32 protein-coding genes, 1 tRNA gene and 1 pseudogene are annotated in these 22,709 nt (G+C 53.7%); 19 read left to right on the forward strand and 15 right to left on the reverse strand.

Going from position 1 to position 22,709, the window contains the following annotated elements; all coding sequences use genetic code 11:
* Window positions 1–11: 11 nt before the first annotated feature.
* Window positions 12–461 carry a protein phosphatase gene (locus SynBIOSE41_RS17145; RefSeq protein WP_186539073.1) on the reverse strand — a complete coding sequence of 150 codons (450 nt, stop codon included), beginning with the start codon at window positions 459–461 and terminating at the stop codon, window positions 12–14.
* A gap of 68 nt (window positions 462–529) precedes the next feature.
* Between SynBIOSE41_RS17145 and SynBIOSE41_RS17150 the strand changes: the two genes are divergently transcribed.
* From SynBIOSE41_RS17150 to SynBIOSE41_RS18240, 4 genes are all read left to right on the forward strand, one after another.
* Entirely contained in the window at window positions 530–787 is a 258-nt protein-coding gene (locus SynBIOSE41_RS17150) for a hypothetical protein (RefSeq protein ID WP_066910649.1), read from the forward strand.
* Between the two features lie 38 nt (window positions 788–825).
* On the forward strand, window positions 826–1,746 hold the full coding sequence (locus SynBIOSE41_RS17155) for an oxidoreductase (protein WP_186539074.1): 921 nt from the start codon (window positions 826–828) through the stop codon (window positions 1,744–1,746).
* A 14-nt stretch (window positions 1,747–1,760) separates the two neighbouring features.
* Window positions 1,761–2,156, forward strand: a complete 396-nt coding sequence (locus SynBIOSE41_RS17160) for a transcriptional repressor (RefSeq protein ID WP_066910742.1) — start codon at window positions 1,761–1,763, stop codon at window positions 2,154–2,156.
* Window positions 2,157–2,440: 284 nt separating this feature from the next.
* On the forward strand, window positions 2,441–2,521 hold the full coding sequence (locus SynBIOSE41_RS18240; RefSeq protein WP_231857159.1) for a DUF1651 domain-containing protein: 81 nt from the start codon (window positions 2,441–2,443) through the stop codon (window positions 2,519–2,521).
* A gap of 81 nt (window positions 2,522–2,602) precedes the next feature.
* Here SynBIOSE41_RS18240 and SynBIOSE41_RS17170 read toward each other — a convergent pair whose 3' ends face one another.
* Window positions 2,603–2,800 carry a hypothetical protein gene (locus tag SynBIOSE41_RS17170; protein WP_186539075.1) on the reverse strand — a complete coding sequence of 66 codons (198 nt, stop codon included), beginning with the start codon at window positions 2,798–2,800 and terminating at the stop codon, window positions 2,603–2,605.
* Window positions 2,801–2,937: 137 nt separating this feature from the next.
* On the opposite strand from SynBIOSE41_RS17170, the gene SynBIOSE41_RS17175 reads away from it, so the two are divergent.
* Complete coding sequence (locus SynBIOSE41_RS17175; RefSeq protein ID WP_170951801.1) at window positions 2,938–3,102, forward strand: hypothetical protein; 165 nt, start codon at window positions 2,938–2,940, stop codon at window positions 3,100–3,102.
* A gap of 124 nt (window positions 3,103–3,226) precedes the next feature.
* Here SynBIOSE41_RS17175 and SynBIOSE41_RS17180 read toward each other — a convergent pair whose 3' ends face one another.
* Window positions 3,227–3,373, reverse strand: coding sequence for a hypothetical protein (locus tag SynBIOSE41_RS17180; protein ID WP_186539076.1), 147 nt, complete (start codon window positions 3,371–3,373; stop codon window positions 3,227–3,229).
* On the opposite strand from SynBIOSE41_RS17180, the gene SynBIOSE41_RS17185 reads away from it, so the two are divergent.
* On the forward strand, window positions 3,372–3,605 hold the full coding sequence (locus tag SynBIOSE41_RS17185) for a chlorophyll a/b-binding protein (protein WP_066910661.1): 234 nt from the start codon (window positions 3,372–3,374) through the stop codon (window positions 3,603–3,605). The genes SynBIOSE41_RS17180 and SynBIOSE41_RS17185 overlap by 2 nt on opposite strands.
* 436 nt (window positions 3,606–4,041) lie before the next feature.
* Here SynBIOSE41_RS17185 and SynBIOSE41_RS18245 read toward each other — a convergent pair whose 3' ends face one another.
* Window positions 4,042–4,176 carry a hypothetical protein gene (locus SynBIOSE41_RS18245; RefSeq protein WP_255475860.1) on the reverse strand — a complete coding sequence of 45 codons (135 nt, stop codon included), beginning with the start codon at window positions 4,174–4,176 and terminating at the stop codon, window positions 4,042–4,044.
* 560 nt (window positions 4,177–4,736) lie between these two features.
* On the opposite strand from SynBIOSE41_RS18245, the gene SynBIOSE41_RS17190 reads away from it, so the two are divergent.
* The 4 genes from SynBIOSE41_RS17190 (at window position 4,737) to SynBIOSE41_RS17205 (ending at window position 6,763) form a co-directional block, all read left to right on the forward strand.
* A complete protein-coding gene (locus SynBIOSE41_RS17190; RefSeq protein WP_255475861.1) occupies window positions 4,737–5,360 on the forward strand; it encodes an AAA family ATPase in 624 nt (207 codons plus the stop codon).
* Between the two features lie 58 nt (window positions 5,361–5,418).
* Window positions 5,419–5,622, forward strand: coding sequence for a hypothetical protein (locus SynBIOSE41_RS17195; RefSeq protein ID WP_186539077.1), 204 nt, complete (start codon window positions 5,419–5,421; stop codon window positions 5,620–5,622).
* 324 nt (window positions 5,623–5,946) lie between these two features.
* On the forward strand, window positions 5,947–6,132 hold the full coding sequence (locus tag SynBIOSE41_RS17200; protein ID WP_186539078.1) for a chlorophyll a/b-binding protein: 186 nt from the start codon (window positions 5,947–5,949) through the stop codon (window positions 6,130–6,132).
* Between the two features lie 364 nt (window positions 6,133–6,496).
* Window positions 6,497–6,763, forward strand: a complete 267-nt coding sequence (locus SynBIOSE41_RS17205) for a hypothetical protein (protein WP_186539079.1) — start codon at window positions 6,497–6,499, stop codon at window positions 6,761–6,763.
* Between the two features lie 192 nt (window positions 6,764–6,955).
* Here SynBIOSE41_RS17205 and SynBIOSE41_RS17210 read toward each other — a convergent pair whose 3' ends face one another.
* Both SynBIOSE41_RS17210 and SynBIOSE41_RS17215 read right to left on the reverse strand, forming a co-directional pair.
* Entirely contained in the window at window positions 6,956–7,189 is a 234-nt protein-coding gene (locus SynBIOSE41_RS17210; protein WP_186539080.1) for a hypothetical protein, read from the reverse strand.
* Between the two features lie 405 nt (window positions 7,190–7,594).
* Complete coding sequence (locus SynBIOSE41_RS17215) at window positions 7,595–8,290, reverse strand: response regulator transcription factor (RefSeq protein ID WP_186539081.1); 696 nt, start codon at window positions 8,288–8,290, stop codon at window positions 7,595–7,597.
* A gap of 127 nt (window positions 8,291–8,417) precedes the next feature.
* Between SynBIOSE41_RS17215 and SynBIOSE41_RS17220 the strand changes: the two genes are divergently transcribed.
* Together SynBIOSE41_RS17220 and SynBIOSE41_RS17225 are read left to right on the forward strand one after the other, a co-directional pair.
* Window positions 8,418–9,386 carry a PhnD/SsuA/transferrin family substrate-binding protein gene (locus tag SynBIOSE41_RS17220; RefSeq protein ID WP_186539082.1) on the forward strand — a complete coding sequence of 323 codons (969 nt, stop codon included), beginning with the start codon at window positions 8,418–8,420 and terminating at the stop codon, window positions 9,384–9,386.
* A gap of 102 nt (window positions 9,387–9,488) precedes the next feature.
* Window positions 9,489–10,964 carry a cell wall metabolism sensor histidine kinase WalK gene (locus tag SynBIOSE41_RS17225; RefSeq protein ID WP_186539083.1) on the forward strand — a complete coding sequence of 492 codons (1,476 nt, stop codon included), beginning with the start codon at window positions 9,489–9,491 and terminating at the stop codon, window positions 10,962–10,964.
* A 1,047-nt stretch (window positions 10,965–12,011) separates the two neighbouring features.
* Here the strand turns inward: SynBIOSE41_RS17225 and SynBIOSE41_RS17230 are convergent.
* Window positions 12,012–12,323: a hypothetical protein gene (locus tag SynBIOSE41_RS17230; RefSeq protein ID WP_186539084.1), complete on the reverse strand. Its 312-nt coding sequence runs from the start codon at window positions 12,321–12,323 to the stop codon at window positions 12,012–12,014.
* A gap of 248 nt (window positions 12,324–12,571) precedes the next feature.
* On the opposite strand from SynBIOSE41_RS17230, the gene SynBIOSE41_RS17235 reads away from it, so the two are divergent.
* Window positions 12,572–13,288 carry a hypothetical protein gene (locus tag SynBIOSE41_RS17235; protein WP_186539085.1) on the forward strand — a complete coding sequence of 239 codons (717 nt, stop codon included), beginning with the start codon at window positions 12,572–12,574 and terminating at the stop codon, window positions 13,286–13,288.
* A gap of 582 nt (window positions 13,289–13,870) precedes the next feature.
* The gene (locus SynBIOSE41_RS17240) at window positions 13,871–14,815 is read left to right on the forward strand and encodes a DMT family transporter (RefSeq protein WP_186539086.1); all 945 of its coding nucleotides are present in this window, start codon (window positions 13,871–13,873) and stop codon (window positions 14,813–14,815) included.
* Between the two features lie 402 nt (window positions 14,816–15,217).
* On the opposite strand, the pseudogene SynBIOSE41_RS17245 reads toward SynBIOSE41_RS17240, so the two are convergent.
* Window positions 15,218–15,376 (reverse strand): annotated as a pseudogene (locus SynBIOSE41_RS17245) (Nif11-like leader peptide family RiPP precursor); the annotation flags it as partial.
* Between the two features lie 225 nt (window positions 15,377–15,601).
* Between SynBIOSE41_RS17245 and SynBIOSE41_RS17250 the strand changes: the two are divergent.
* On the forward strand, window positions 15,602–15,874 hold the full coding sequence (locus SynBIOSE41_RS17250; protein WP_255475862.1) for a DUF3104 domain-containing protein: 273 nt from the start codon (window positions 15,602–15,604) through the stop codon (window positions 15,872–15,874).
* A gap of 431 nt (window positions 15,875–16,305) precedes the next feature.
* On the opposite strand, the gene SynBIOSE41_RS17255 is transcribed toward SynBIOSE41_RS17250, so the two are convergent.
* On the reverse strand, window positions 16,306–16,587 hold the full coding sequence (locus tag SynBIOSE41_RS17255) for a hypothetical protein (protein WP_186539087.1): 282 nt from the start codon (window positions 16,585–16,587) through the stop codon (window positions 16,306–16,308).
* 607 nt (window positions 16,588–17,194) lie between these two features.
* Window positions 17,195–17,266: transfer RNA gene (locus SynBIOSE41_RS17260), tRNA-Val, on the reverse strand.
* 1 nt (window position 17,267) lies between these two features.
* Between SynBIOSE41_RS17260 and SynBIOSE41_RS17265 the strand changes: the two genes are divergently transcribed.
* Both SynBIOSE41_RS17265 and mazG read left to right on the forward strand, forming a co-directional pair.
* A complete protein-coding gene (locus tag SynBIOSE41_RS17265) occupies window positions 17,268–17,834 on the forward strand; it encodes a metal-binding protein (RefSeq protein WP_370594156.1) in 567 nt (188 codons plus the stop codon).
* 29 nt (window positions 17,835–17,863) lie between these two features.
* On the forward strand, window positions 17,864–18,718 hold the full coding sequence (mazG, locus tag SynBIOSE41_RS17270; protein WP_255475863.1) for a nucleoside triphosphate pyrophosphohydrolase: 855 nt from the start codon (window positions 17,864–17,866) through the stop codon (window positions 18,716–18,718).
* Here mazG and SynBIOSE41_RS17275 read toward each other — a convergent pair whose 3' ends face one another.
* The 3 genes from SynBIOSE41_RS17275 to arfB all read right to left on the reverse strand — a co-directional run bounded on the left by SynBIOSE41_RS17275 (window position 18,719) and on the right by arfB (window position 20,189).
* A complete protein-coding gene (locus SynBIOSE41_RS17275; RefSeq protein ID WP_186539088.1) occupies window positions 18,719–19,459 on the reverse strand; it encodes a dienelactone hydrolase family protein in 741 nt (246 codons plus the stop codon).
* Between the two features lie 54 nt (window positions 19,460–19,513).
* Complete coding sequence (locus SynBIOSE41_RS17280) at window positions 19,514–19,690, reverse strand: hypothetical protein (RefSeq protein ID WP_186539089.1); 177 nt, start codon at window positions 19,688–19,690, stop codon at window positions 19,514–19,516.
* Window positions 19,691–19,754: 64 nt separating this feature from the next.
* Window positions 19,755–20,189, reverse strand: coding sequence for an alternative ribosome rescue aminoacyl-tRNA hydrolase ArfB (gene arfB, locus SynBIOSE41_RS17285; RefSeq protein ID WP_186539090.1), 435 nt, complete (start codon window positions 20,187–20,189; stop codon window positions 19,755–19,757).
* A 110-nt stretch (window positions 20,190–20,299) separates the two neighbouring features.
* Between arfB and speE the strand changes: the two genes are divergently transcribed.
* On the forward strand, window positions 20,300–21,163 hold the full coding sequence (gene speE, locus SynBIOSE41_RS17290) for a polyamine aminopropyltransferase (protein ID WP_186539091.1): 864 nt from the start codon (window positions 20,300–20,302) through the stop codon (window positions 21,161–21,163).
* Window positions 21,164–21,207: 44 nt separating this feature from the next.
* A complete protein-coding gene (gene speB / locus SynBIOSE41_RS17295) occupies window positions 21,208–22,026 on the forward strand; it encodes an agmatinase (RefSeq protein WP_186541401.1) in 819 nt (272 codons plus the stop codon).
* Here the strand turns inward: speB and SynBIOSE41_RS17300 are convergent.
* Window positions 22,020–22,400: a cyclic nucleotide-binding domain-containing protein gene (locus SynBIOSE41_RS17300; protein ID WP_066912148.1), complete on the reverse strand. Its 381-nt coding sequence runs from the start codon at window positions 22,398–22,400 to the stop codon at window positions 22,020–22,022. The genes speB and SynBIOSE41_RS17300 overlap by 7 nt on opposite strands.
* A gap of 101 nt (window positions 22,401–22,501) precedes the next feature.
* Window positions 22,502–22,690, reverse strand: a complete 189-nt coding sequence (locus tag SynBIOSE41_RS17305; RefSeq protein WP_255475864.1) for a hypothetical protein — start codon at window positions 22,688–22,690, stop codon at window positions 22,502–22,504.
* Window positions 22,691–22,709 lie beyond the last annotated feature (19 nt).

Here is a 22,709-nt window from a genome sequence, read left to right on the forward strand (position 1 = left end):
CAGCTCAGACATCAGCCCTTCCAGGGAATCGCCACCACGGCCTCCAGCTGTTGCCAGCGACTGCGATCAGCGACAACCAGGTCGGTGAGTTCCACCCGCTCCAAAGCCCTGGCCAGGCGCTCCGGATCCAGCACAGCGGGATCCGGAGGTGCCTGTGACAACAACAGCACCTGCTGCTCAGCGGGATCCGCCAGCACCTGAAGCTCCAGATCCGCCAACTCCCGCTCAAAGAAGGTTCGACGCAGCCGCGAGGTGATGCGCTCTCCGAGGGCAGCAGCGAAATGTTCAAGGCTGTCGCGCTCTCCCGACAACCCGCAGTTCAGCGACAGCCAGATCATCAGCTTGGCCCAGCTGTCAACGCTCCAGAGCGGCTGAAAGCTTTCGCGGTGCTGGCGAATCAGTTCCAGCAGAGCGAAGTCCACAAGCGTGCCCTGCAACTGTTCGGGATCCGGACGGCTCATGCTGACCCTCTCTTGAAGACATCCTCTCCCCCGGAGGTCAGACTGGTGTTGCGCGTCTACGCCTGACCATGACCCTGGATCTCAATGATCCCGAACTCGAGTTCTCGGATCTGGTTTATGCCTATCAGAGCTGGGTGATGGCCATCATCAACGACGAAAAACTGGATTCCGAGGACATCCTGCTCAGCGACGAGATCGCTGAAGACGCTCTCAATGCCATGCGCTTCCTGCCTGGTGAGGTGACAAGCGCCATCGAAACTTCGCTGGCGCGCGTCTATGACGTGGATGCCGACGAACTCGCTGGCCTGCTCTTCCCCGAAGACTGAGCGAACCCGCGAGACTGGATGGGCGCTGACATCGCCGCATGGGCTGGACCATCGACGACATGCCTGACCTGCGAGGACGGATAGCCCTCGTCACAGGGGCCAACAGCGGCCTTGGCCTGGAGACCACGCGGGCCTTGCTCCGGTCCGGGGCAACTGTGCTGATGGCCTGTCGCAGCCGCCGCAAGGGAGAGGCGGCTCGCGCGGAACTGCTGGAGCAGGGGTCCTCTGGTGTGGATTTGCTCGACCTGGATCTAGCTGACCTCGACAATGTCGATGCCTGCTGCCGAGAAGTTCAGTCGCGCTACGACCGATTGGATCTTCTGATCAACAACGCGGGACTGATGGCGCCTCCACGGCTGCTGAGCCAGCAGGGACATGAAATGCAGTTCGCCGTCAACCACCTTGGCCACTTCGCACTGACCCAGGCGCTTCTGCCTCTGATGGAGGGCCGCGAACAGGCTCGAGTCGTCACCGTCACCTCGGGAGCACAGTATTTCGGGGCGATCGCCTGGGATGACCTGAACGGTGAAAAGCGCTACGACCGCTGGAAGGCTTACGGCCAGAGCAAGTTGGCCAACGTGATGTTTGCACTGGAGTTGAATCATCGTCTCGAGCAGTCGGGAAGCAGCGTGAGATCGCTGGCAGCCCATCCAGGGCTGGCGCGGACGAATCTTCAACCACTCTCGGTGGCAGCCAATGGCGCCTGGCAGGAAGCCCTGGCTTACCGATTGATGGATCCCATGTTCCAGAGCGCAGCCCAGGGGGCACTGCCGCAGCTCATGGCGGCAACCTCTCCGGCCGTACAAGGTGGAGAGCATTACGGCCCCAGTAAATTTGGAGGTATGCGTGGTGCTCCCAAACGGCAGCCCGTGGCTCGCGCCGCTCGCAGCCAGGAACAACGATCACGTCTTTGGGCCGTCAGTGCCGAACTGATCCAAACCAGAAGCGCAGCAGTATGAGGTCAGAATTCACCATGAAGCAACAGGGATCTACGGGGACGCAACGGCAGCAATTGCTGCTGGAAGAACTGCAAAACAGTGAGGCCGAAATGACCGGCCAGCAGCTGCATCGCTGCCTGGAGGGGCAACCGGGAGCCATGGGGCTGGCAACGGTGTATCGCAATCTGCGCAAACTCCATCAACAAGGCAAGATCCGCTGCCGACATCTGCCGACGGGCGAAGCTCTCTACGCACCAGTGGAGCGTGATCAGCACCATCTCACCTGTGTGAGCTGCGGCACCACGCAGACGTTGCAGCAATGCCCGATGCATGAATTGAACGTGCAGGCCCCGGAGACAGACAACTTCAAGCTGATCTTTCACACGCTGGAATTCTTCGGGCTTTGCAACATCTGTCGAACCAAGCGCTGAATCCCTCACGGACCTCACACTTTTCCATTCACTGGAATCCATCACCCATTAGGTCCGACATTTTTTGAACAGGGTTTGATCAGACTGCTGAGCATGCCAAGCCGCAATCGGATCACAAAAAAACCCCCAGTGAAGTCCGGAGGAGAAGGGTGGTTGGTCAATGCTGCGCAAAAGCTGCTGGTGCAGTTCAAACCCAACACGCCAGCAGCTCAGGAGCAGTGGATATCCATAAGAACCTATGGATGGGTCGCGCGGCATCCCCCTGAGCCTCAGTCAAGACGACCTTGCTCAGCTCAAACGCCATCGAAACCTGGGAGACGATGCTCAAGACCGGCTGGCGACGCTGCTCACTGCCGGTGCACTAGAGATTCAAAAATGTGAATCTCCACAGGAAGCATGACTCTCCAGTGACTCTCCACAGGCGCAGGCCAGGGGAGTTAGCGATGTCATGGCACAGGAGTCGCTTCGGAGGACTCAACGCGATCCAGCGCAATGTCCATTGGCAGTCTGGAGCTGGTGGCCTGCGAAGCAGTGACAAGCCAGACCACCACAGCCACAATGCTGACCCCTACCAGAACCCCAAAAGCCCGAAGCAGATGGTGTGTGATGTCGTCGGGATGCCGCTGGGGAGAGCTCGGTGCCATCAAGACTGCGCGGATGGTTCAGTTCTGGCCAACCCAGATCACATAGGCCAGCAAATGCGCAATTGTTTTCTGAATTCCGGCAGCATTTGCAGGCCTGTCTGAACCAGGGTTAGAGCAAAAGGACGGCATCCATCCCAATGACAAGCAGCACAGACCATTCCGAATCCCTGCTGGAAGATGTCGTGGCAGAGGAAATTGCCCTCCAGATTGATCACATCGCGGAATCCCTGCAGCGCGAGGGTTGGCCAATGCCGCTGGTGAAGCGTTTCATGCACCGCGCAGTCGAAAACTTGCCTGAGTAATCGGAGTGAAGTGTCCCGCACTTGGGACGACTCAACGATCGCTGATATTGAAAGGGGCCACAAACTGCGCTTTGAGCTCACTGCAGGCTGTTAGGGCAGAGCCTGCACACGCATCAGCACGGCATCAAGCCAGAGCAGACAGTGGGTGAATGTGCTCCCGTAGAACCCGTCTGGGAAGGTCCTGAAACCGAACCTGCATGGACGGCTGTCCTGCCTTCCAGGCAGCCAACAGGAGGCGTAGACCAAACAGGTCCCACTCGGAGACATCCATGACAGCAACCACACTTCAGGCACCAACCGGACTGGTGACTCACGATCTTGAGGGGCATGACAACGTCTATGCCAAGGAGCCACCCATGGAAATGGCTGGACCCGACGCCGGCTGGGGGTTCCACGAACGGGCAGAGAAGTTGAACGGTCGCCTGGCCATGCTCGGCTTCATTGCAGCGATCGCAACAGAATTGATCAGTGGCGAAGGATTGCTTCACACCATTGGCCTTTAATCAGGATCAATGCCAGATATCGATACTGCCAAGATGTCTGGCTGATCAATGGTGAAGCGCAATCCTTCGATGAGCAGAGATCATTGACTTGATTGCAGCGTGATGGAACTGCCGCAAGTCGTCATTTAAAGGGTTCACCAGCTTCGGGACATCCGATTGAATAGGGCCAGGCATGACCTCCCTGGAGGACAAACTTCGTCAGAATCAACACTTGCCCTGACCTTTCAAGCCAACTCACAATTTTGATTGTGGCGTTCACGTCATTAAGAACGTATAAGGCAGGCTTGGACTCTGTTTTGTCAAAAAGCCTCAGCGCCAGAGATCGCAGCAGAGCTTGCTTGATCCAGGGTGAAGATGTGATCTGACAGTGATGCTTCCATCTCGCGTTGATCTGGATCCAAGCATCAATACAGCTCGCTGTGCTGAAACTGGTGCATCAGCCAGAAGCATCACAGCGCTGGTGGTAGTCGAGATACTCCCTCACTTGCAGGTCTGACATCTGCATGATCTTTTTCATCAAATCCTGCTTGTAGTTGTAAAGCCCTTTGCAGCCTTTCAGCGGCTCGAGCAACAGCTCAAGCAAATGGGATTTGGCACTAGTTCCGGTCATTAATTTTCTCATTCAAATCAACCTGTTGTTTGAAAGGTTTTGCCTGGAGATGGATGAGCACGACTTGACCATCCTGCTATTCCCTGAAAGGGCTATGTATGACTTTCAACCAGCTCATCATGGCTTCAGACTCCAGAACCCTCGATCAGCGGCAGTCGCCGGAATGGCGAAAGGGTCGGCGCTAATGAGTGGCTTCCGCTTAGTCCTCTGCTGCTCGCAAAGAGGCTTCTGAGGCAATCAAGGGAATGACTTTCATTTGTTTGTCATCACTCGTGAAGATCATCTCTGTGATGATTCCACCATCGCTGAAACAAGCCGAACTCACATCACCCAAAAGTGTGATTGCTCGCACCGTTGAATCCCCCAACAGGGGTGTCCACTGCTGACCAGAGTCTCAGGCACTCGCGAGATCTGGCATCGCACCAGGCAATCCAGACTCGGCTCAACCTGCGGACCATCAATGGACAACCCTGCTCAGCAATTAAGCCACGCACCATTGCGTTGAAGTCGAAACATAATGAATGGCGCGATTAACCACAGATCTCAACATGCGCATCGCCATCAGTGGATCCCACTCCCTCGGGAAAAGCACCTTGGTCTGGGACTGGGTGAAACGACATCCCCAATACAAACGCGAAGAGGAGCCGTTCCGTGCCCTCGATGCAGAGATGTATGACATCCGCTTCCGCCAAGAAAGCAACCGCCTTCACAACGGCATACAGATGTATTACAACGCTAGCCGCGTGAATCTCTATTCATCAATCAACGACTGTGTGATATTCGATCGCGCACCCGTGGATTACATTGCTTACTCTCAATATACAGCTGACAAAAAAACAACCGATATTGATAATGCATTTGTGAACACAATGGTGCCAAGAGTCAGGGAAACTCTGCAGAAGCTTGATCTGGTGGCTTTTGTTCCAATGACTGATCGCTGGCCAGTTGATATGGAGGATGACGGCATCAGACCCGTCGATCTTGCTTACAGAGCAGAAGTCGACGCAATCTTTAAACAGATTTACCGCGATGATCGCTTCTCCGTTATGCCAGAAATGAACCGGCCCAAGCTGATTGAACTCTGGGGCTCCCGTGAGCAAAGGCTCGATCAACTCCAGCAAGCATCGGCGTCATGCATGCACTGATCAAATCCGCACAAACATGGGCACTGCAGCTGAGCGTTGCGAGACATGTGTCCCCTGCTTGACAGACACAGCGACAGATTTCCGTGATGGTGGCTTCAACCGCAATGGATCCAATGTCCAGAAGCAGTTGGCTGAAGAGCCCAACACGTTGTTCAGCAGCCTCAACCTGGCAAACATCTCCACCACGCTCACCAGAGAAACCACAACAACGGGTCGAAATGATCAGCTGGATGCCTTCATCAACTCCAAAAGAAAATCATGACTCTTCCCTGTGAACCAGGCGCAGGCTGCACTGGCAGGACCCAGCGGTTAACAACAGTGGCATCATTGATCAGCAACGTTGACTAACCCGACGCTGCAATCCGCATTACGCCGCCGGGTTTGTCGAGACGCGCGTGGGCCTTTCATTTCCCCGCGGCGAAATGATGGCAATCGAATGGGTGCTTCCGTGGCTCCCGATTACTGAACTGACCCCCTTGAATCCGACGGGAGAAAGTCCTAAATCCGAACCTGCATGGGCGGCTGTCCCTGCTTCCGAGCCAGCTCCGGTGGGCATAGACCTGTCTGGTCCCACACGGAGACACCCATGACAACTGCAACCCTTCTGGCTGATGAGCGCTACTGGCAGGACCTTGCCGCAGCTCAGATGCGCCGTGAGCGACTGGCGAAAGCTGAACGCCTGAACGGACGTCTGGCGATGATGGGCTTCATTGCGCTGATCGGCACCGAAGCTTTGCTTCACCAGGGACTGCTGATAGCGCTGGGTCTCTGATCCGCTGCCATCAGACCGTTGGCCAGACTCTCAGCCATGCCTAATCGAAAGCGCGACGCTGACGCACCCCCGCCCAATAAGGTCTGCACACGAGCAGAAACAAGCGGCGGCTTCCGGGCTGGGTGTCCTGATTGTCCGGTTCGAGCTTCTCCATCGGTCTTGTGTCCGTGTTGAGTCATGGTTGGTCATCAATGACTGGCTGGACAGCGCAGAGATTTGACGTTGAATGCAATGGTCACGGACCTCACTTCACGCCCCCTTGAGAAAGGGGCGTTTTTTTTGGTCCCCGGTCTGCCCTTTCAAGAGGTGAACGTCCTGCCGAGGGCACAGGCGAGTAGGGTCGACCTCCTCAATTGATAAAGCAATGCTGCAAAGCCTGTTTTCAGTCGTGCTTGCAGCTGTCATGTGGGTGCAGGTTCCCCAATGGCAAGCCGACTGGTCGCAATGCTCCGTCGATGCGCCGGATGTGAATTGCCATTGGTATGTCGTTGCTCCAGACAACACCTTCGGCGAAGGCTTTAGCTGGGAAAACTCTCCATGGTTCAGTGCTGAAGGCCTGCTTGATGTTGCCGAGCTCAAAGACACCATGAACGGAATCCAACAGCCAGCACCTGCCTTGGCTCCTGCTTAGACCAGTCTCGATGCAGAGACCGTATGCCCCGTTCAGAACTGCGTTGTTATGTGGCGTCTCAGGATGGACGATAGGAGAATCGATCCAAGGACAATCTCCTAAAAAGGATAAAAATCAAAGTCAGAGAGTGGACTTTCAAGCTATCTCCGATTGCTCAGACCGGATTGATCAGCTCAATCCGATCAAGACAAGTCACACAGTCCAACGGGACCACTGCTCGGGGACATAGCTGATGAAGGGGCTCATGCGCTGGCCTCTGGAGCGATCAAATCCATGGCGGCTCGCATCACAGGTGCGATAAACCAATTCCTCGTTTTCAGCGGTTTCCTGAGGTGCCTGCTCGATTAACAGCGTTTTTGCATGGGTGACAGCAGCAATGCCCAGCGTGAGGGAAAGGGTGTAGACGAAGGTGGACTTGATGAACATGACTGGTGTGCGTGAATGTTTGGGGGTTCTGCCCCCTCGACTCCTTCAAGATCACAGTCCTTCTGGTGAACCAAGCTGCACAGCTTTGGTGCACGACCTGAAGATTTCTGGTGAAGGGCTGGTGAAACCCAGACACCAGGTTTCTCAACGGGTCTTTGGCCGACCAGCCTGATTCACGATTGAGAGCATCCCCCTCTCCAACGGCCTTGATCAACAAGTGCGATCAAGCTCGCAAGCACAGCTGATCTCCGTGCCTTTTCACTCGAATGCCGTTGACATCTCGGACCGCTCAACAGGCATCATCCTGTCTCATGGACACAACAAAACTTCCACTGAACAACACTATTGAGTCACCGCAGCATCATTGATTTCAAGGATGCAGCATAAGAAGCACGCTGATATTAATCATGACTGATCATCCAGCCTCAGAGCAAAACCGATGCCACGGATTGTCTGAATGATGCGTTCAGGCTTAACGTCTTCGAGTTTTTTACGCAGGTAACGCACATACACATCGACCACATTCTCGTCTCCAAAGTAATCATCGCCCCAAACATTCTGAATTAACTGAGATCGACTCATCGCTTGACGCGGGTTACGGATGAAGCATTCCAAAAGGTCAAACTCTCTGACGGTCAGGTTTAAAGGCACCCCTGCGTAATTGCATCGGCGCTCTGGTCCATTGAGATGAAGATCTCCAAAGCTGAGCTGATCGGGGCTAACAGCAGCGCTACGCCTCAGTAAGGCCTTAACCCTGGCCAAAACCTCACGGATATTGAATGGCTTGGCAATAAAGTCGTCTGCACCAGCTTCCAAAGCAGCAACGCGATCGTCCATTTCATCCCGTGCCGTGATCATGATCACGGGCAGGCCATTACCGGTATCTCTCAGCCTGCGGCAGACATCAAGCCCAGTGATGATGGGCATATTCCAGTCGAGCAGTGCGATCGCCGGGGCGGACTCCCTGATCTGCGCCAGGGCTTTAGCACCGTCTTCGCAGACGATGGTTTCAAACCCTTCGGCTTGAAGCTCCATTTCGAGAAGCATGAGAATGTTGGCTTCATCATCAGCGATGAGCACCACATCATTTTTTGCGTCCATCTCTCGTCGCCAACGGTTTCAGTCTGAAAGGATCTGAGGCATTGTGGCGAATTAACTCTTTTGATTTAATGAAGAGTGAAGAATCAGTAAGCCAATGTTACTACAGTAAAATTTTGCACGATCGGCCTTGGGCTTACGGCAAAAACATATAGTTGGCCCAATCATCGCTGGGCTTCTTTTATTTGGCTGCGGTCAGGACGGCTCAAGAGTCGCAATTGAGCAACCGAAGTCAAAAGCAAAACGAGTCGATCTACGCATCACAGAAGAGCCTAATTATTCGCAGGACAAGATGTATGAAAAAATGAAAATATTTACTGAATACCTTCACAGACAAACCGGTCTTAACATCGAATACATCCCCGCAATTAACTATTCCCATGCTTATGAGCTATTCGCCTCTGGGAAGGTGGATTTGTTTTGGTCTGGATCTTTGAACACCGCAAAGATTTTAAATGCAGACCCAGACGCGAAGCCAATAGCAATTGAGGAAAAATCTTTCGCCAATATACTGCTTGTTAATCGTCAAATTTTAGATCAAGTTAAAAGTGGGCTTGATAGCAAGCAGCCACTTCAGGCATTGAAAGGGAGAAGTGTTGTTTTTGGAAACAGCTCTTCTGGCTCTTCGTTTCTGACACCTCTACTGGAGATGAAATCTCAAGGAGTTACTTTATTGGATTTGAGAAGCTGTACGCATGAGCAAAAACATGAGCTTCGTGCAATGTTTCTTGGTGACAGTAATGATCAAGACTTTGCATTTGTTCCTGGCACTGTCGACAATCCTCTGCAGCATGTTCCTCCAGCAGCACAATCAGAAGTTATTGTTGGCTGGGCCAGTGACAAGAAACGGAATAACTATATCCTGGCCTCTTCCAGGCTGTTAAAGCCGTCAGTTTCGCCAATGGTTATACAAATACAAGAAGCTCTATTGGCGTGGAACAAAGAGTCTCGATCCAATCGAGAACTTTTAAAAGATATCTGGGTCACCGGTTTTGAGTTACCGAACAGCAAGGAAGACCTTAAGTCGTTTCAGGAGATGAAGGAATTTGTGAAGACCTTGGGAGCGCGGACACGTTGCACATCGAATCAAAAGACCTAATCCTTTCTGGAGCATCTTTGTGTTTGGCAGCATTTTCACCAGAAATTCACCAGAAAAAACTGCTTCCACTGGCTATCTTTCCGTTAAAGGGGCATTCTTGTTGTGGGGTCATCAGATCTAGATTCATCGCAATCGCTTTCTGGTGACCGTTCATGGTCCATCGCACGCCGCTTTTTTCTTACGTCTTTTATTCTGATTGTTGCCCAGTCTGGACTCAGCCTGGCAATTTCAGGAAAGCTTTGGAGAGATTTCACCGCTTCACACTTGAATTTTGCCCTTTCCAGGGAGCTCCTGCGTCCATTAAATCTTGTTGATAACAAATTAGATTCTCTTTCTGCTCAAGAAGCAATGGAATGCTGCACTAGGGAGGATTACGAATATTTTTTGTCGGATATTGATTTAGCTGATGGCAAGGCGGTCATGATCTCGGGAAGTGCTGGTCTTGTTCCGGGGAAAGGAGCCCAATCGCTTTATAGCCCCGAACGCCTGCGTGAATTTGCTCACCTGGCAACGACCAGCAAGAACCGCTTTTCGCTGGTTGATTTTCGGGATAAAAACGCCGTCGCTGTGAAGTCTATGAATCTGTCTGGTGGTCCAGAGACCGGATCACTGATCTATATCAGACCTATCTACAACATGTCATTGTTTAATGCACTGAATAGGGTCAGACTTTTTTCTGAGATTGTTTTAATGCTTTCTTTGGTCGTTTTACTTGCTATTGCTCTCACCTATATTCTCAAGCCAATTCAGTCATTGCGTTCTCGGATATCCAATATTCAACCAGACAACCTTGATACTGCACTGATTTCTTTGGAAGGGCAGCCAGTTGAGCTTCAGCCCATTCTCACTGAGTTCAATCGCATGGTTCAGCGATTAGAAGCTTCTGCCAAGAATCAAAAGCAATTTGCTTCAACCATATCACATGAATTTAGAACACCACTTACGGTAATCTCCGGATTTATTCAGTCAGTCTTAAATCGCGCCCAAGACCTGGATTCGCGATATCGCGAGTCTTTATCGATTGCTGACAAAGAAGCTTTTAGACTGAATAGAATGCTAAGCGACTTATTAGATCTTAGCCGTGCAGACAATCATCAACTCAAGGTCTTGCGTGAACCCTTCGAATGTATTTTGAGCTGTCGCGAAGCACTGCGTCTTGCACAATTTGCCTTTCCGAATAATCCAATTAGATTTGATGACAGTGGATTCGAAGACTCTATCTGGGTCATAGGTGACCCAGATTGCCTTGTTAAGTGCCTTGAAAACCTAATTGGAAATGCAGTGAAGTACTCAGAACCAATGAGCGCGATAGATCTTGTCGTTGATGTCAAGGATCAGTGTGTTTTATTCGCCGTTCAAGACTATGGCCAGGGAATTCCGGAAGATCAACAGAAAAGAATCTTTGAGCGCTTCGTGCGTGCAGATGGAGTCGCTCTGCGCCGTGGCGACTCCAGCTCAGGGCTAGGTTTATCGATCGTCAAGATGTTGATGGAAGGCATGGGCGGCAGTGTGAGTGTGCAATCAGAAATCGGGGTTGGCAGTCGCTTCACTCTTACCTTGCAGCGCTCGTTGAGCTAAATTGCACTAATCAATTGCGACCAGTTTAAAGCAAATCTTTAAGCAAAAAATTCATTGATGTTGGTTTTCATCGGTGGCTGGGCTCTCTCTCGTCCTTCTGGGTTGTGACTCGCAAAGATCGCCAGGTCGAACGGGCTACGTCCCTTCCGGTTTGTAATCAGCTGAGCCCACAAGCCGGTCTTGAGCCGCTTGCTCAGTTAAGTGGGAACACCAATAAACAATCCGCCGGCTGGCGGGTGGTGGTGCTGAGATGCATTGAGGTGACTGGTGGGGCGAGAGGAGGATGGAACCTGTGACAGTCTGCTTGTACGAGAGAAAAACTTACAGTCAGCGACTGCGTTTTTGAATCTGTGGCTGGGTGGCTGGATTCAGAGAGCGCCCTAGGCATTCCCCTGAAATGGCGAAACTGATCCCGCTTGATAGGGCGGGCCACTTTGCAGATGTGCACCTGCCTCGAAGGAAGGAGCTTCCTTGCGTGAGAACAAGCAAACAGCGTATTCCCGAAGACATGAGTAAATGTACTTAAGCGTTAATACTCATCGGATTGGATTCTTCTCTAGTCCTGTGTTCTTAGCTCTTGCTCTTTTCCTGGGTATTGGCGTCGCCTTAAGCGCTGTTGCCGTTCTGGATGGCGCTTCCTCATAGGCCGGTCGACTGCATCGACACCAGCATCAATCAACTGTTTGCACCATGGCCTGACAGCATCGTCTTCAGCCTGGGTGTGCAGTGATTCATTGGACCGCAACTGAGTCTCCCGAGCCATTCCCAGCACTTCCGCTTCTGCCATCGGCCTTCATCCGTCACAGCTCGTGCTCAGAGACGTGTTCACAGGTGAACCAAAACGGTGCATCAAGCCACTTCAAGCGTCAGGGACGGTCGGTGACATGAACCCCAAGAAGCCCCTGTAAAACTGCGTTTTGGAGTCATGGTCCGAGATGGGCGATACGGGGAACGAACCTGTGAGAATCTCCTTGTAAGGGAGAAAAATTCACAGTCAGCGACTGCGTTTTTCAAGCAATAGCTGGATTGTTGGATTCGGAGGGTGCCCTAGGTATGCCCGAAAAAGGGTGAAAGTGGTCCCGTTTCAGGCAGCGGGACCACTTTGCAAATGAGTATCTCTCTACCGCAGAGATGCTCGCTCCACGGCATCGGTTTCAACATCCAGCCGATCGAGCAGCATCGCTCCCACAGCCGCTTGCTCGTCGAGGCCATATGGGCCAGCAGCAAACGCAGAATCACCATCGCTCCCTCTGGATCACCACCGGCGATCCGTTCCACCCAGGGACCTTCCAGTCGCTCCAGATCAGCCAACCCCTGCAGACATGTCATCTCAACGCAGGTCGTGGTGATCTTTGGCATGAGCGGCTGATGTCAGGTTTCAGTTTGGCTATTGAATCCGTGCTCATAGGGAGCCCGCGTGGCCAAGCAGGAATCCACCACGCAGCCGAACGCCCGTTGCTGGGTCTGGTTCAGAGGTGGATTGAATGGAGACTCCCACTGGCGCGGTGGTTGGTATGGCGCTGAGTCAGTCCTAGGCGGGGTCAGAATCGAGAAAACGGGTGTGAGGAGTTGGAATCCGCAGCAGTCGATCGATTCCGGAGAGGTCAATGACGATGCGGCCAGACCCTGTTTACGAGCGAACATCCTGGACACCTATGGCCATGAACGGTCATGCATGGCGCACCCATCGCCTTGTAGTGCATGAGGCTGAAGGCTGGGCCGAATTGCGACCAAACCTTCCTCACAACAGACCATTGCTGATTGTGAGTGAGGCAACGGGGCTGATCCTGATCGTCTGGCAGATCGCCAGAGACGTTCTGTCGTCCACTGATGTCGTAACGACCGGCTGGCTCCCGTGGCTGACCATCGTTCTGATCTTTATGCCCATCTATGCACTAACGCTGCGGACGGTTGTATTCGATCTCCGATCCGGTCGATTCTGGGAGCAGAGGATGGCATGGAAAGCCCGGCCGAAAGGCGCTCCCCCAGCCGCTCCGGCTCGATCAGCTGCAGCTGTTGGTGGCAGTCTCAGGGGGATTTATGCCATTCAATTGCTTGGAGAAAGGGTTTCAACTTCAGGAGCATTTGCTCCTCAGGGGCTTTCGCATCTTCGACACCGATATTTTTACAAGAGCTATGAACTCAATCTGGTCAATCGTCGTGGTGGACGCCTCAATCTGATTGATCACGCTGATCTGGCCGGCCTGCGTCGCGACGCTGATCAGCTGGCCTGGTTTCTGAACGTTCCGTTCTGGGATGGGTTTCACAATCAAGGCATGTCGATGACCGATCTGAAGATGGAGGTGTTGCGAAATAATTTCTGATTCCGTGCCTTGCAGGATTCCTAATTGGCTCGTGACGTTCAAAGAGCCAGTCGTGGAACCGCTCGTTTTCGTGTAAATGGCTCCATCGGTCCTTTTCCATAATTTCAGCTTCTGCCGTGCTTTCTCGTTAGAGACCTGCTCTAACACCTTCTGGTCAGCGACCAGGTTGAGGTTGCTGTAGTAGTAGGTGGCTTCTTTCTTGGGCTTTTTCTTGCTCATAGTTCTGTAGGGGTAAAGGATATTTGGGCTGAGCTCTTGCTTGGAGTTCCCAGATCCATCTCTTGGGATTACCTGTTGGCAAATCCCTCTTTTGGGTGAGTTGTGATGGCATCCCAGGCCAAGACATGAGGCGAGTCTGTCGAGAATTAGGCCCTAGCTGCAAGGTGGTAACGACTTGTCTTTGCCATTGCCTTACTGTCTGGACCTGGGATAATCTCCAGATATTGCAAAGAAAGGAATGACTGGAAGAAAGGACGAAGCATTACTCAATCATCAGCAAAGGGTGCCAAACTTTGATTCATTCACTTGTCAGAGGATTTATTATTCAGGAACAACCAACAAAAACTCTGTACATGGCGGGGCATGAACGGACAAACAAAACAAGTAAATATTGCTTTATCTGGCAAGACACAAAACAACGCCTACGCTTTTATGAAAAATGGTTTGAAATGGGGAATTACCTCTGCGCTTGGAATTGCCTCATTTACGATTTTGTCAAAATTCCTTATTCAACACTTTTCCGCAGGATGGCTATTGCTTGCATCAGGGCTAGGAATAGTATTATTACTGCAAAGGACAATAAAGAATTGGAACGTTTACAAAGTGTGGAGCAAGAAGGAGTGGAAATTGGTTTTTGTCTTGGCAATGCTTAGCGGCTTGTACAACATTTGCTTTTTTCTTGGCTTGAATTTCTTACCAGCAACAATCATGGCGATGTTCCTTGGATTGGCACCACTATTGCTGATCCTCAGAACCTGCGGGATTGAAAAAAGAAAGCCTATGCTGCTAGAAGCAGTATCTGGCTTGAGCGCAATAATAGGAGTTTATCTAATGCTTGGAATCAGAGTCCAGTCATATTCGCTCATAGGCATTTCGTGCGGCATTGGAGCGTTAGCCTTTGCCACGAATGCATCGTTTTTAATGGGAAGGATGAGGGAGAAAATTGACGCAAAAGAGGTAGTTTTCACCAAACAATTAAGTAAAATCTTATTTGGGTGTGCTGGAATATTGATATGGTTCAAAATACCATCCTCATCACCACATTCAATAGCTATTTTATGGGCGCTTCTCATTATCGTTGGATGCTTAAGCATGTTCGTAAGTTTCATGACCTCCAAGACTGCATTTGCATTGCCACCATTGCCCTTTGAAAATATTCTATTATTAAATTTACCTATTGTGGCGATCTGTGATATGTGGATTTTCGAAGATTATCTGCATCCTTCGCAATGGGCAGGAATCCTTCTGATGGTTGCCTCGGCTATTATTGGAATTTTCTCAGGAGAGGAGAGAATTAAGGCGATTTAAACAATGTCAATGTTATCGCCAACAGACCAAGGAGGTAGGAGACCCACTGGATCAATACCGAGTTGGCCGTCCATGTGGTTCTAGACAAGGACAAAACATCCAAAAGCTGATCTGTACCTCAGATGATCGAGCGATAGCTCTTTGCACGCTACCAACGCTTGACCTGTAATCTTGTCGGCTTTTCGGTATCAAGCAACTCCCTAATCTGACGGCTGATAAGCAACTCGTGCTGCTCCGTGGGCAATCGATACCGCTTAGGACTAGCAAGCATCAGATTGAAGGTTTCACTCACTCGATGAGATGCTTACGCAAGAAGACAACTTATTTTAGCTACGCCAAGTTTTATCTATCTCTGCTCAGCTGCACTCAATTGTGCCAGGTGATTGAGGCTTGTTTGTGGACCTACCTTGGTATCTCCCAAAAGGGGCACAGAGCCACAACCACACTGTTGCCCCCAGCCACGTCCTCCAGCTCCTCTTCACTGAGCTTACTGATCCTATCAGCAGTGAATTCGTGACCATGTTCTTTAGCGATAGCCACAACATCCTCAAGCGACTTAGCTGCTTTGAGTTTCTCCTGAAGATTGGAATCGTCTTTGACTTTGGCGAGGAATGCCTAGAGTTGTTCTAGGGACATGGGTGACTTGACTGGCCAGTACAGAAGGCTTAGCCATGGCAGGCTGCAGCGTCACCCGTACTCCGGGCGCCATCCGGCCTGGTCTTGCCAAAGGAACTTGGGGCAGACCTGCTGTTTTGTGGCTAGTACTGGTGTCCTAGTAGCGAGGGCGTGTCAGTCGACCACGGGATCTACAACCAGCAGAACCCCTCGGAGAAGCCGATCTTCCTGAGCGTGGTTACGGGCATGACGGTGGTGGTGCGGCATGACCACCTGACCGGAGAGAAGGCCGATAAGGATTGGTGGATGGGGCAGGTGATCTACTGCGGCGGTGGTGCCCGTGACCCGAGCATTCACAACCTGTTCCAGATCGCGGATGTGGATTCCGGCGTGATCCGCTGGGTCAACGCCGACCTAGTCACTCATATCATCCCGGACTGTTGAAGGCAGGTAGGCCCACTTGGTGTTCAACCTCAAGCAAAGCATCGACATCAAAAACCCTGCAACTAACATCGAAATATCAAACTGAGTTACAGATCAAAAAATGGATTTAGCTACGGTGCTTACTTATATCTCCATACCCTTTGTGTTAGTCACCCTGTACTTCGGCACTAGGAATGGTTTTTACAACACAGACAAGTATGACGGCGACGGAACCGCGCATAAAGTTCTGAAGTGATTTGTCAACTACCAATCAACAATCCCTATTTCGTCGAGTGTCGATAGCTTTGGTGGGCGAGGATTAACTCATATATCCTCTCTAAGGTGGCTACGTGCCTCTATAGCCTGCTTTAATTGCCTCATGGGGGTGATTGAGAGGGTCAGCTCACGCGGAAGCCGGTGACACCGAGGCTCCAGTGCAGCAAAATTTGCTATCAGTAAACTTCAGGGCATTCATCTTTGGCACTTTTAATACCCTGCTCAATTGCACTTATATACCGCTCCATTTCCGGATCTCTTGAATATGATTCAGTGATTGCAGATAAAAAATTTCTTGCATATTCTTTATCAATTTTGCCCTCCTTCGCCAAACCGCATAAAATATTTCCTGCGGTATAAGCAACACCATTCCAATAGTAATATTTAGCTTCATTCGATTGTGCTCTAACAGATCCAACCGAAACCAATAAGGCACTTAATAGAACTAGGATTTTCATTTGTTTTCCAGGCTTTTCATTTTAAACAATGTCAACAATAACTGCCCGATTAGCGCGGTCTTTTCAGCTCACCCTGAATCCAGTCACGCCAAGGCACTAGGGCAATAAAAAACCCCGCACTTGGCGGGGTTGATGATCAGGTTGTGAACGAGGAGTCTGACTGCTCCGCAATCATTGCCAGGGAGCACGACCACCGCCAAACCATTCCAAAAGCGCAATCCCGGGAGATTTCCTCCGGGCGTGTTCATACATGATCTGAGCGACATCTCGCCCGAAATTGCCTCCTTGAGCTGCTTCGAGTTGATCGTCAGTCAGTTCAATGATTTGGGCTTGTTTCTTGAGTGCAGTCATGGTTTTGAAGTGAGTGAGTGATGTGTGGGGTGTTGCCCCCTCGACTCCTTCAAGATCACAGCCCTACTGGTGAACCCCACTACACAGCTCTGGTGTAGACCCCACGAGATTCTAGTGAGACTCTGGTGATTGGGTCAGAACACGGTGGTTGAGAGGGCTCAGCTGACCAGGAAGCCGGTGACGCCAAGGCTCCAGGGCAGCAAAAACCACGCCGAGTGGCGGGTGAGGATTCGCTGAGATGCGTTGCGGTGACTGATGGGCGATACGGGGATCGAACCTGTGACAATCTCCTTGTAAGGGAGGTGCTCTACCGCTGAGCTAATCGCCCGGTGAGACGATTCTGCCTGATCGAGGCAGGCTGGAGCAGCTCAACACCCATTGATGTGGCCTCAGGCCAAGACCATGACCGGGCCACCCTGGCCTGGTGCCTGCCCGTTGGCCTACTGACGAGCTGCTGGCTGGGATGGATCAACGGTGCTCTAACAGCGCTGGCCTTCCTGGTGGGAGGCCTCTGGCTGTCACCAGACCTTGACGTGCGCTCGACCGCCCTCAGGCGCTGGGGAGTACTGGGTGGAATCTGGTGGCCCTATCGGCGGCTGCTTCCGCATCGATCCCTCTTATCCCACGGCCCCCTGATCGGCATGACACTGCGCTTGGCATGGCTGTCAGCCCTGATGCTGCTGAGCTGGACAGCCACTGCATCGCTGTTGTCCCCTGCCATTCCAACTCCATCCCAGGCATGGCCAGACCTGCTCACAACCTTGAGAGAACATCCCCGAACTTGGATCGGCGTCCTGGTGGGTCTGGAAAGCAGCGTTTGGCTGCATCTGATTCTGGATGGGGATCCACTGCCTGCGGAGTGGTCAAAACCATGGCGCAGGCATCGACGTCGATGAGAGGGTGTCCACAACCTTTTGTGGTTTCCATGGCCTCAGGCTCCGAAATGACCCAGCACCAGGACCCCCTGCGCCAGCTGGAGGGATTGGTGGCACGGTTACGCGATCCTGAAGAAGGTTGCCCCTGGGACCTCGAACAGACCCACCAGTCATTGACCCCCTACGTGCTGGAGGAAGCCCATGAGGTGGCCGATGCAATCCGTCATGGCGATGACAAGCACTTGAAGGAGGAGCTCGGTGACCTGCTGTTGCAGGTGGTGCTTCATGCCCGCATCGCCGAAGAAGACAGACGATTCGATCTCAATGCTGTGGCAGTCGGCATCAGCGAGAAACTGATTCGCCGCCATCCCCATGTTTTCGCTGACGCCGAAGCCCGCGACAGTGCAGCTGTTCGCATCAGCTGGGAGGCCATCAAGGCGCAGGAAAGAGCAGAAGCAAAAGCTGCCGCGAACTCGACCTCTCCCCTCAGCGATCAGCTCGCCGAAAAGGTACGTGGACAGCCGGCCCTCTCTGGAGCGATGACCATCTCCAAAAAAGCCGCAAAGGCCGGCTTCGAATGGGCGGACATGACCGGTGTCTGGAGCAAGGTGAACGAGGAACTCGAAGAGCTCAAGGAAGCCGTTGCCTCAGGCGACAGGGCCCATGCCCAGGAGGAGCTTGGGGATGTGTTGTTCACCCTGGTGAATGTGGCTCGCTGGTGTGAGATCAGTCCGGAGGAAGGACTGGCAGGAACCAATCACCGCTTCCTGGATCGCTTTTCACGGGTCGAAGCAGCCTTGGGCGGTGATCTCCACGGGCACAGCATTCAGGAACTGGAGGGGCTTTGGCAGCAGGCCAAACAAGCCATCCGGAGCCAGAGCGCGTCTCAAGATCAGGGAAGCTGATCAGCTGAGTTCCCTCTCCAAGAAACCAGTGAGCTCTGTCCAGGCCTGATCAGCACACTGCGGATCCCACCGCTCGCCGTCATCGCGCATGAAGGTGTGGTTCGCCTCATAAACAATGGATTCGTGCCGCAGGTGAGGGATCGCCGCGAGCGTCGCAAGAATCACTTCCCTGGCTTCGCCAGGGACATGGGGATCGAGCCGGCCGAAGATCGTGAGCAGAGCCCCCTGGATCTCTGCAGCCCGTTGCAATGAATCAGCCGTTTCCAGACCGAGTTTGCCGTCCTGAAGACCGGTGGGATAGATGCACACACTGGCCCTGACCTGCGGCAGGAGCGCAGCACGAAAGGCAAGATGACCTCCGATGCAGAAGCCAACGGCCCCAAGGCGACCGCTATCCACATCCGCATTCTCAGCCAGCCAGGCCAATGTCGCCGACGCATCGGCGTCATAGGCCGCGATTGACGTGTGCGCAGCGTTGTCGTTGCCTCGCAATCGGCCGATGGGATCAGGCTCGATCACTGAGCCGATCAGCTCACGGCGATGGAAGATCTCCGGCGCAGCGACCACATAGCCATAGCCGGCAAGACGATCAGCAAGACGGGTGATCGGCGCACCGAGCTGATAAATATCCGAATAAAACAGGATGCCCGGCCAGCGACCATCGCTCTGGGGCCGCACAACGTGCAGGCGCATCAAGCTTTTGTCGACGGTCAGGCCCACAGTGTCTTTGCGTATCTGCACGATGATCAGCGACGTTGCGCGGACCGTAGACAGAAACCAGCTCTGAGGCCTGGATCAATCGTGAGCAGCGATCGTGCCTTCCGTTGTGCCCCAGAGATGGCGCTTGACCTGGTCGGCTTCGCGGATGATGGCGCGCGCCTGATCACGGGTTGTGCAGCTCCGCGCCCCTTCTTCCAGACGCATCAGGTTGACCAATTCCGCTGCGGGGTGTTGATCATGAAATTGATTCATCAATCCACCTCCAAGACAGCTTGGTTAACCGCACCTTAATCAAGCAATCCATCTGAACCAACCCTTAGTCATCCAGTGAGGGCCGGCCTTGGCGACGACGTTTGAGTTCGCTGCGCCTGCCTTTGGCCTCCAATCTCCGTTTGACTGCAGCACGTCCTGGACGTGTGGGCCTGCGCTTCGGCGGCGGCGGCTTGAGCCCCTCCCTCAACAAATCGGCCAGTCGCGCCATGGCCCTCTGACGGTTCTGCCACTGCGAAAGCTCCTCAGCCGCAACCACCCGCAGGCAATTCCCCTCCAGACGCGACGCCAAATGCTCACGCAGGCGGGCCTTGCGAAAGGGACCCAGAGCCTGGGAACTCTCCAGGTCAAATCGCAGCTCCACTCTGGAATCGGTGGTGTTCACAGCCTGCCCACCCGGACCAGAGGACCGGGAAAACCGCCACTGCAGCTCAGCGGCTGGGATCACCAAACGGTCGTTGATCGGCAGATCCTGAATCACGCGCCGACTCCGACGAGCACTGGAGGTGGTAACAGCAGTCTGCGTCCGCTCCGCGCAAACGATGAGCCAACGCTGTTCTTAGCTGGAGGAAGGATTCCTCCACAACCTTCATGACCAAGGCATCCCCGGCCACAGGCCGCTGGATCGATGAACACCATGAAGGGGTTCGTTATGGACTCACTGGACAGGTGCTGGTGGATGAAGAGAGCAGCTTCCAGCGCATCACCGTGATCGAGAGCGAGCGCTATGGCAGAGGCTTGCTGCTGGACGGTTGCTGGATGACCGCCGAGCACCAGGAACGGCACTACCACGAAGCACTGGTGCATCCGGCTCTTTGCAGTGCCGCGGCCATTGAACGCGTCCTGGTCATCGGCGGTGGCGACGGCGGCACTGCTCGCGAATGCCTTCGCCATCCGGGCGTGCGACATCTCGACATGGTGGAGATCGATGGCCGGGTGGTGGAACTCAGCCAGAAGCATCTGGCTTGCATTGGTGGAGGCTGCTGGCAGGACCCCCGCTTTCACCTGACGGTGGGAGATGGCATTGCCTGGGCAGCGGACTGCACTAAAGCCAGCTACGACGTGGTGATCGTGGACGGTTCCGATCCGGCAGGTCCGGCCGAAGGTTTGTTCAACCGCAGCTTCTTCGAGCACTGCCGGCGCATCCTCAGGCCGGGAGGCATCTTCGCCACCCAGAGCGAATCACCTGAGGCCTTCCGGCAGGTTCACATCGATATCGTTCGGCTGCTGAGGGATGTGTTCGGCCATGCCGATCCCCTTTACGGCTGGGTGCCGATGTATCCCAGCGGTTGGTGGAGCTGGACTTTCGCTGCGGTGGAGGGCCCCCGCTACCGAAAAGCCATTGTGGAGCGAGCGGCCAACATCGCCGCAGGCTGCGAAATCTGGAGCCCTCGCTGGCAAGCCGGTGCCTTTGAAGCGATACCTGCCTTCATCGAACGGGAGCTCTTGGCGTGAGCATCCCGGTCCATTCACTGTTTGACCGGGAGGGAGCGGTCTACATGGGCGCGAGCCGGGATCCGAACGGCTGCAAGGTAGGCCTGTTCGGCGTGCCCTACGACGGCACAACATCCTTCAGGCCAGGCACCCGTTTCGGACCCTCAGCAGTACGGGATGTGAGTGCTGGCCTTGAGACCTACTGCCCCCAGCTTGACCTTGACCTCGAGACCATGGCCTACGCCGACCTTGGAGCGGTTGATATCCCCTTTGGCGCCGCTGAACCCGTGGTGGAGGCCGTTCACAAGGCCACGATCCATGCCTTGGACCTGCAGCTCAAGCCCTTGATGCTGGGTGGTGAGCACTCCATCAGCTCCGGAGCGGTGGCTGCTGTCGCCGAACGACATCCTGATCTGGCACTGGTGCAGCTGGATGCCCACGCAGATCTCCGCGATGAATGGCTGGGATCTCGCTTTAGCCACGCCTGCGCCATGCGACGCTGCCTGGAGGTGCTTCCCAGTCGGGAGCTGCTGCAGATCGCCATTCGCAGCGGTACCAGGGAGGAATTCTCGGAACTGCACAGCAGCAACCGCCTGGTCCCCTTCGATCAGATGGGCTCACGTCTGCAGAATTTGCGCGGCAAGCCTCTTTATCTGACCGTTGACCTTGACTGGTTTGACCCGGCCGTGATTCCTGGCACAGGGACCCCTGAACCAGGTGGCTTTCTCTGGCAACACTTCGCCGAACTGATAAGCGAATTACGCCATCACAACCTCGTCGGAGCCGATGTTGTCGAACTGGCTCCTCAACTGGACCCGAGTGGCATCAGCAGCGTTCTGGCAGCCAAGGTGACCCGCAGCCTGCTGTTGCTGATGGCTCAGTAGAAGTGAGCAGCTTCCAGACGCTGCTGCCGCAGTCGTCGGTGCTGACCGCTGAGCAGACTGAGCACGAGTGTGGGATGCCCGTGAATCAACTCCAGAAAACTGTTGCGATCCAGTCGAAGAACGTGAACCGGAGTGATCGCTCGCGCTGTTCGGCTGTGATGGGCGTCTTCCGCCACCAGGTCTTCGTAGAAGAACACTTCTCCATCGCCATAGCGAAGGCGGTCACGACCACCGGTCGTGAGCTCCACCAGCCCGCGTTCAATCGCGTAGAGAGCAGTCGCCGATTCACCCCGTTCAAACAGGATGCTGCCCGTGGGCAGCAACAACTGATCAACGTTGCGATGTTCAGCGATCAGCTGAACAGCGGTCGGCATGGATGTGGAGACCGACAACGGAGACGCAAATAATCATCAGTCTCTTCATTGTTGCGACCGATTCAAGGGGTGTTGTAACTGAAACGACACACCATCTTTGTTCACAAGACCTGGGCTGGCTCTTCGGATTGACCAAGACCATCCAGGGAAGATCCCAGGTCCAGCTGTCGATCACCTCCGACCAAAGGCTGATCGGAGGACACGAGGCCAGGAAGCACCGGAGCACGCGCTGTCCAGTGATGGCACCAGATCACCCGTGCAAGCTCAACGTGCACCGTCAGATTGCGCAACCTGCACCATCCGCCTCCC

The sequence above is a fragment of the Synechococcus sp. BIOS-E4-1 genome, assembly GCF_014279995.1.
GTDB lineage: Bacteria > Cyanobacteriota > Cyanobacteriia > PCC-6307 > Cyanobiaceae > Synechococcus_C.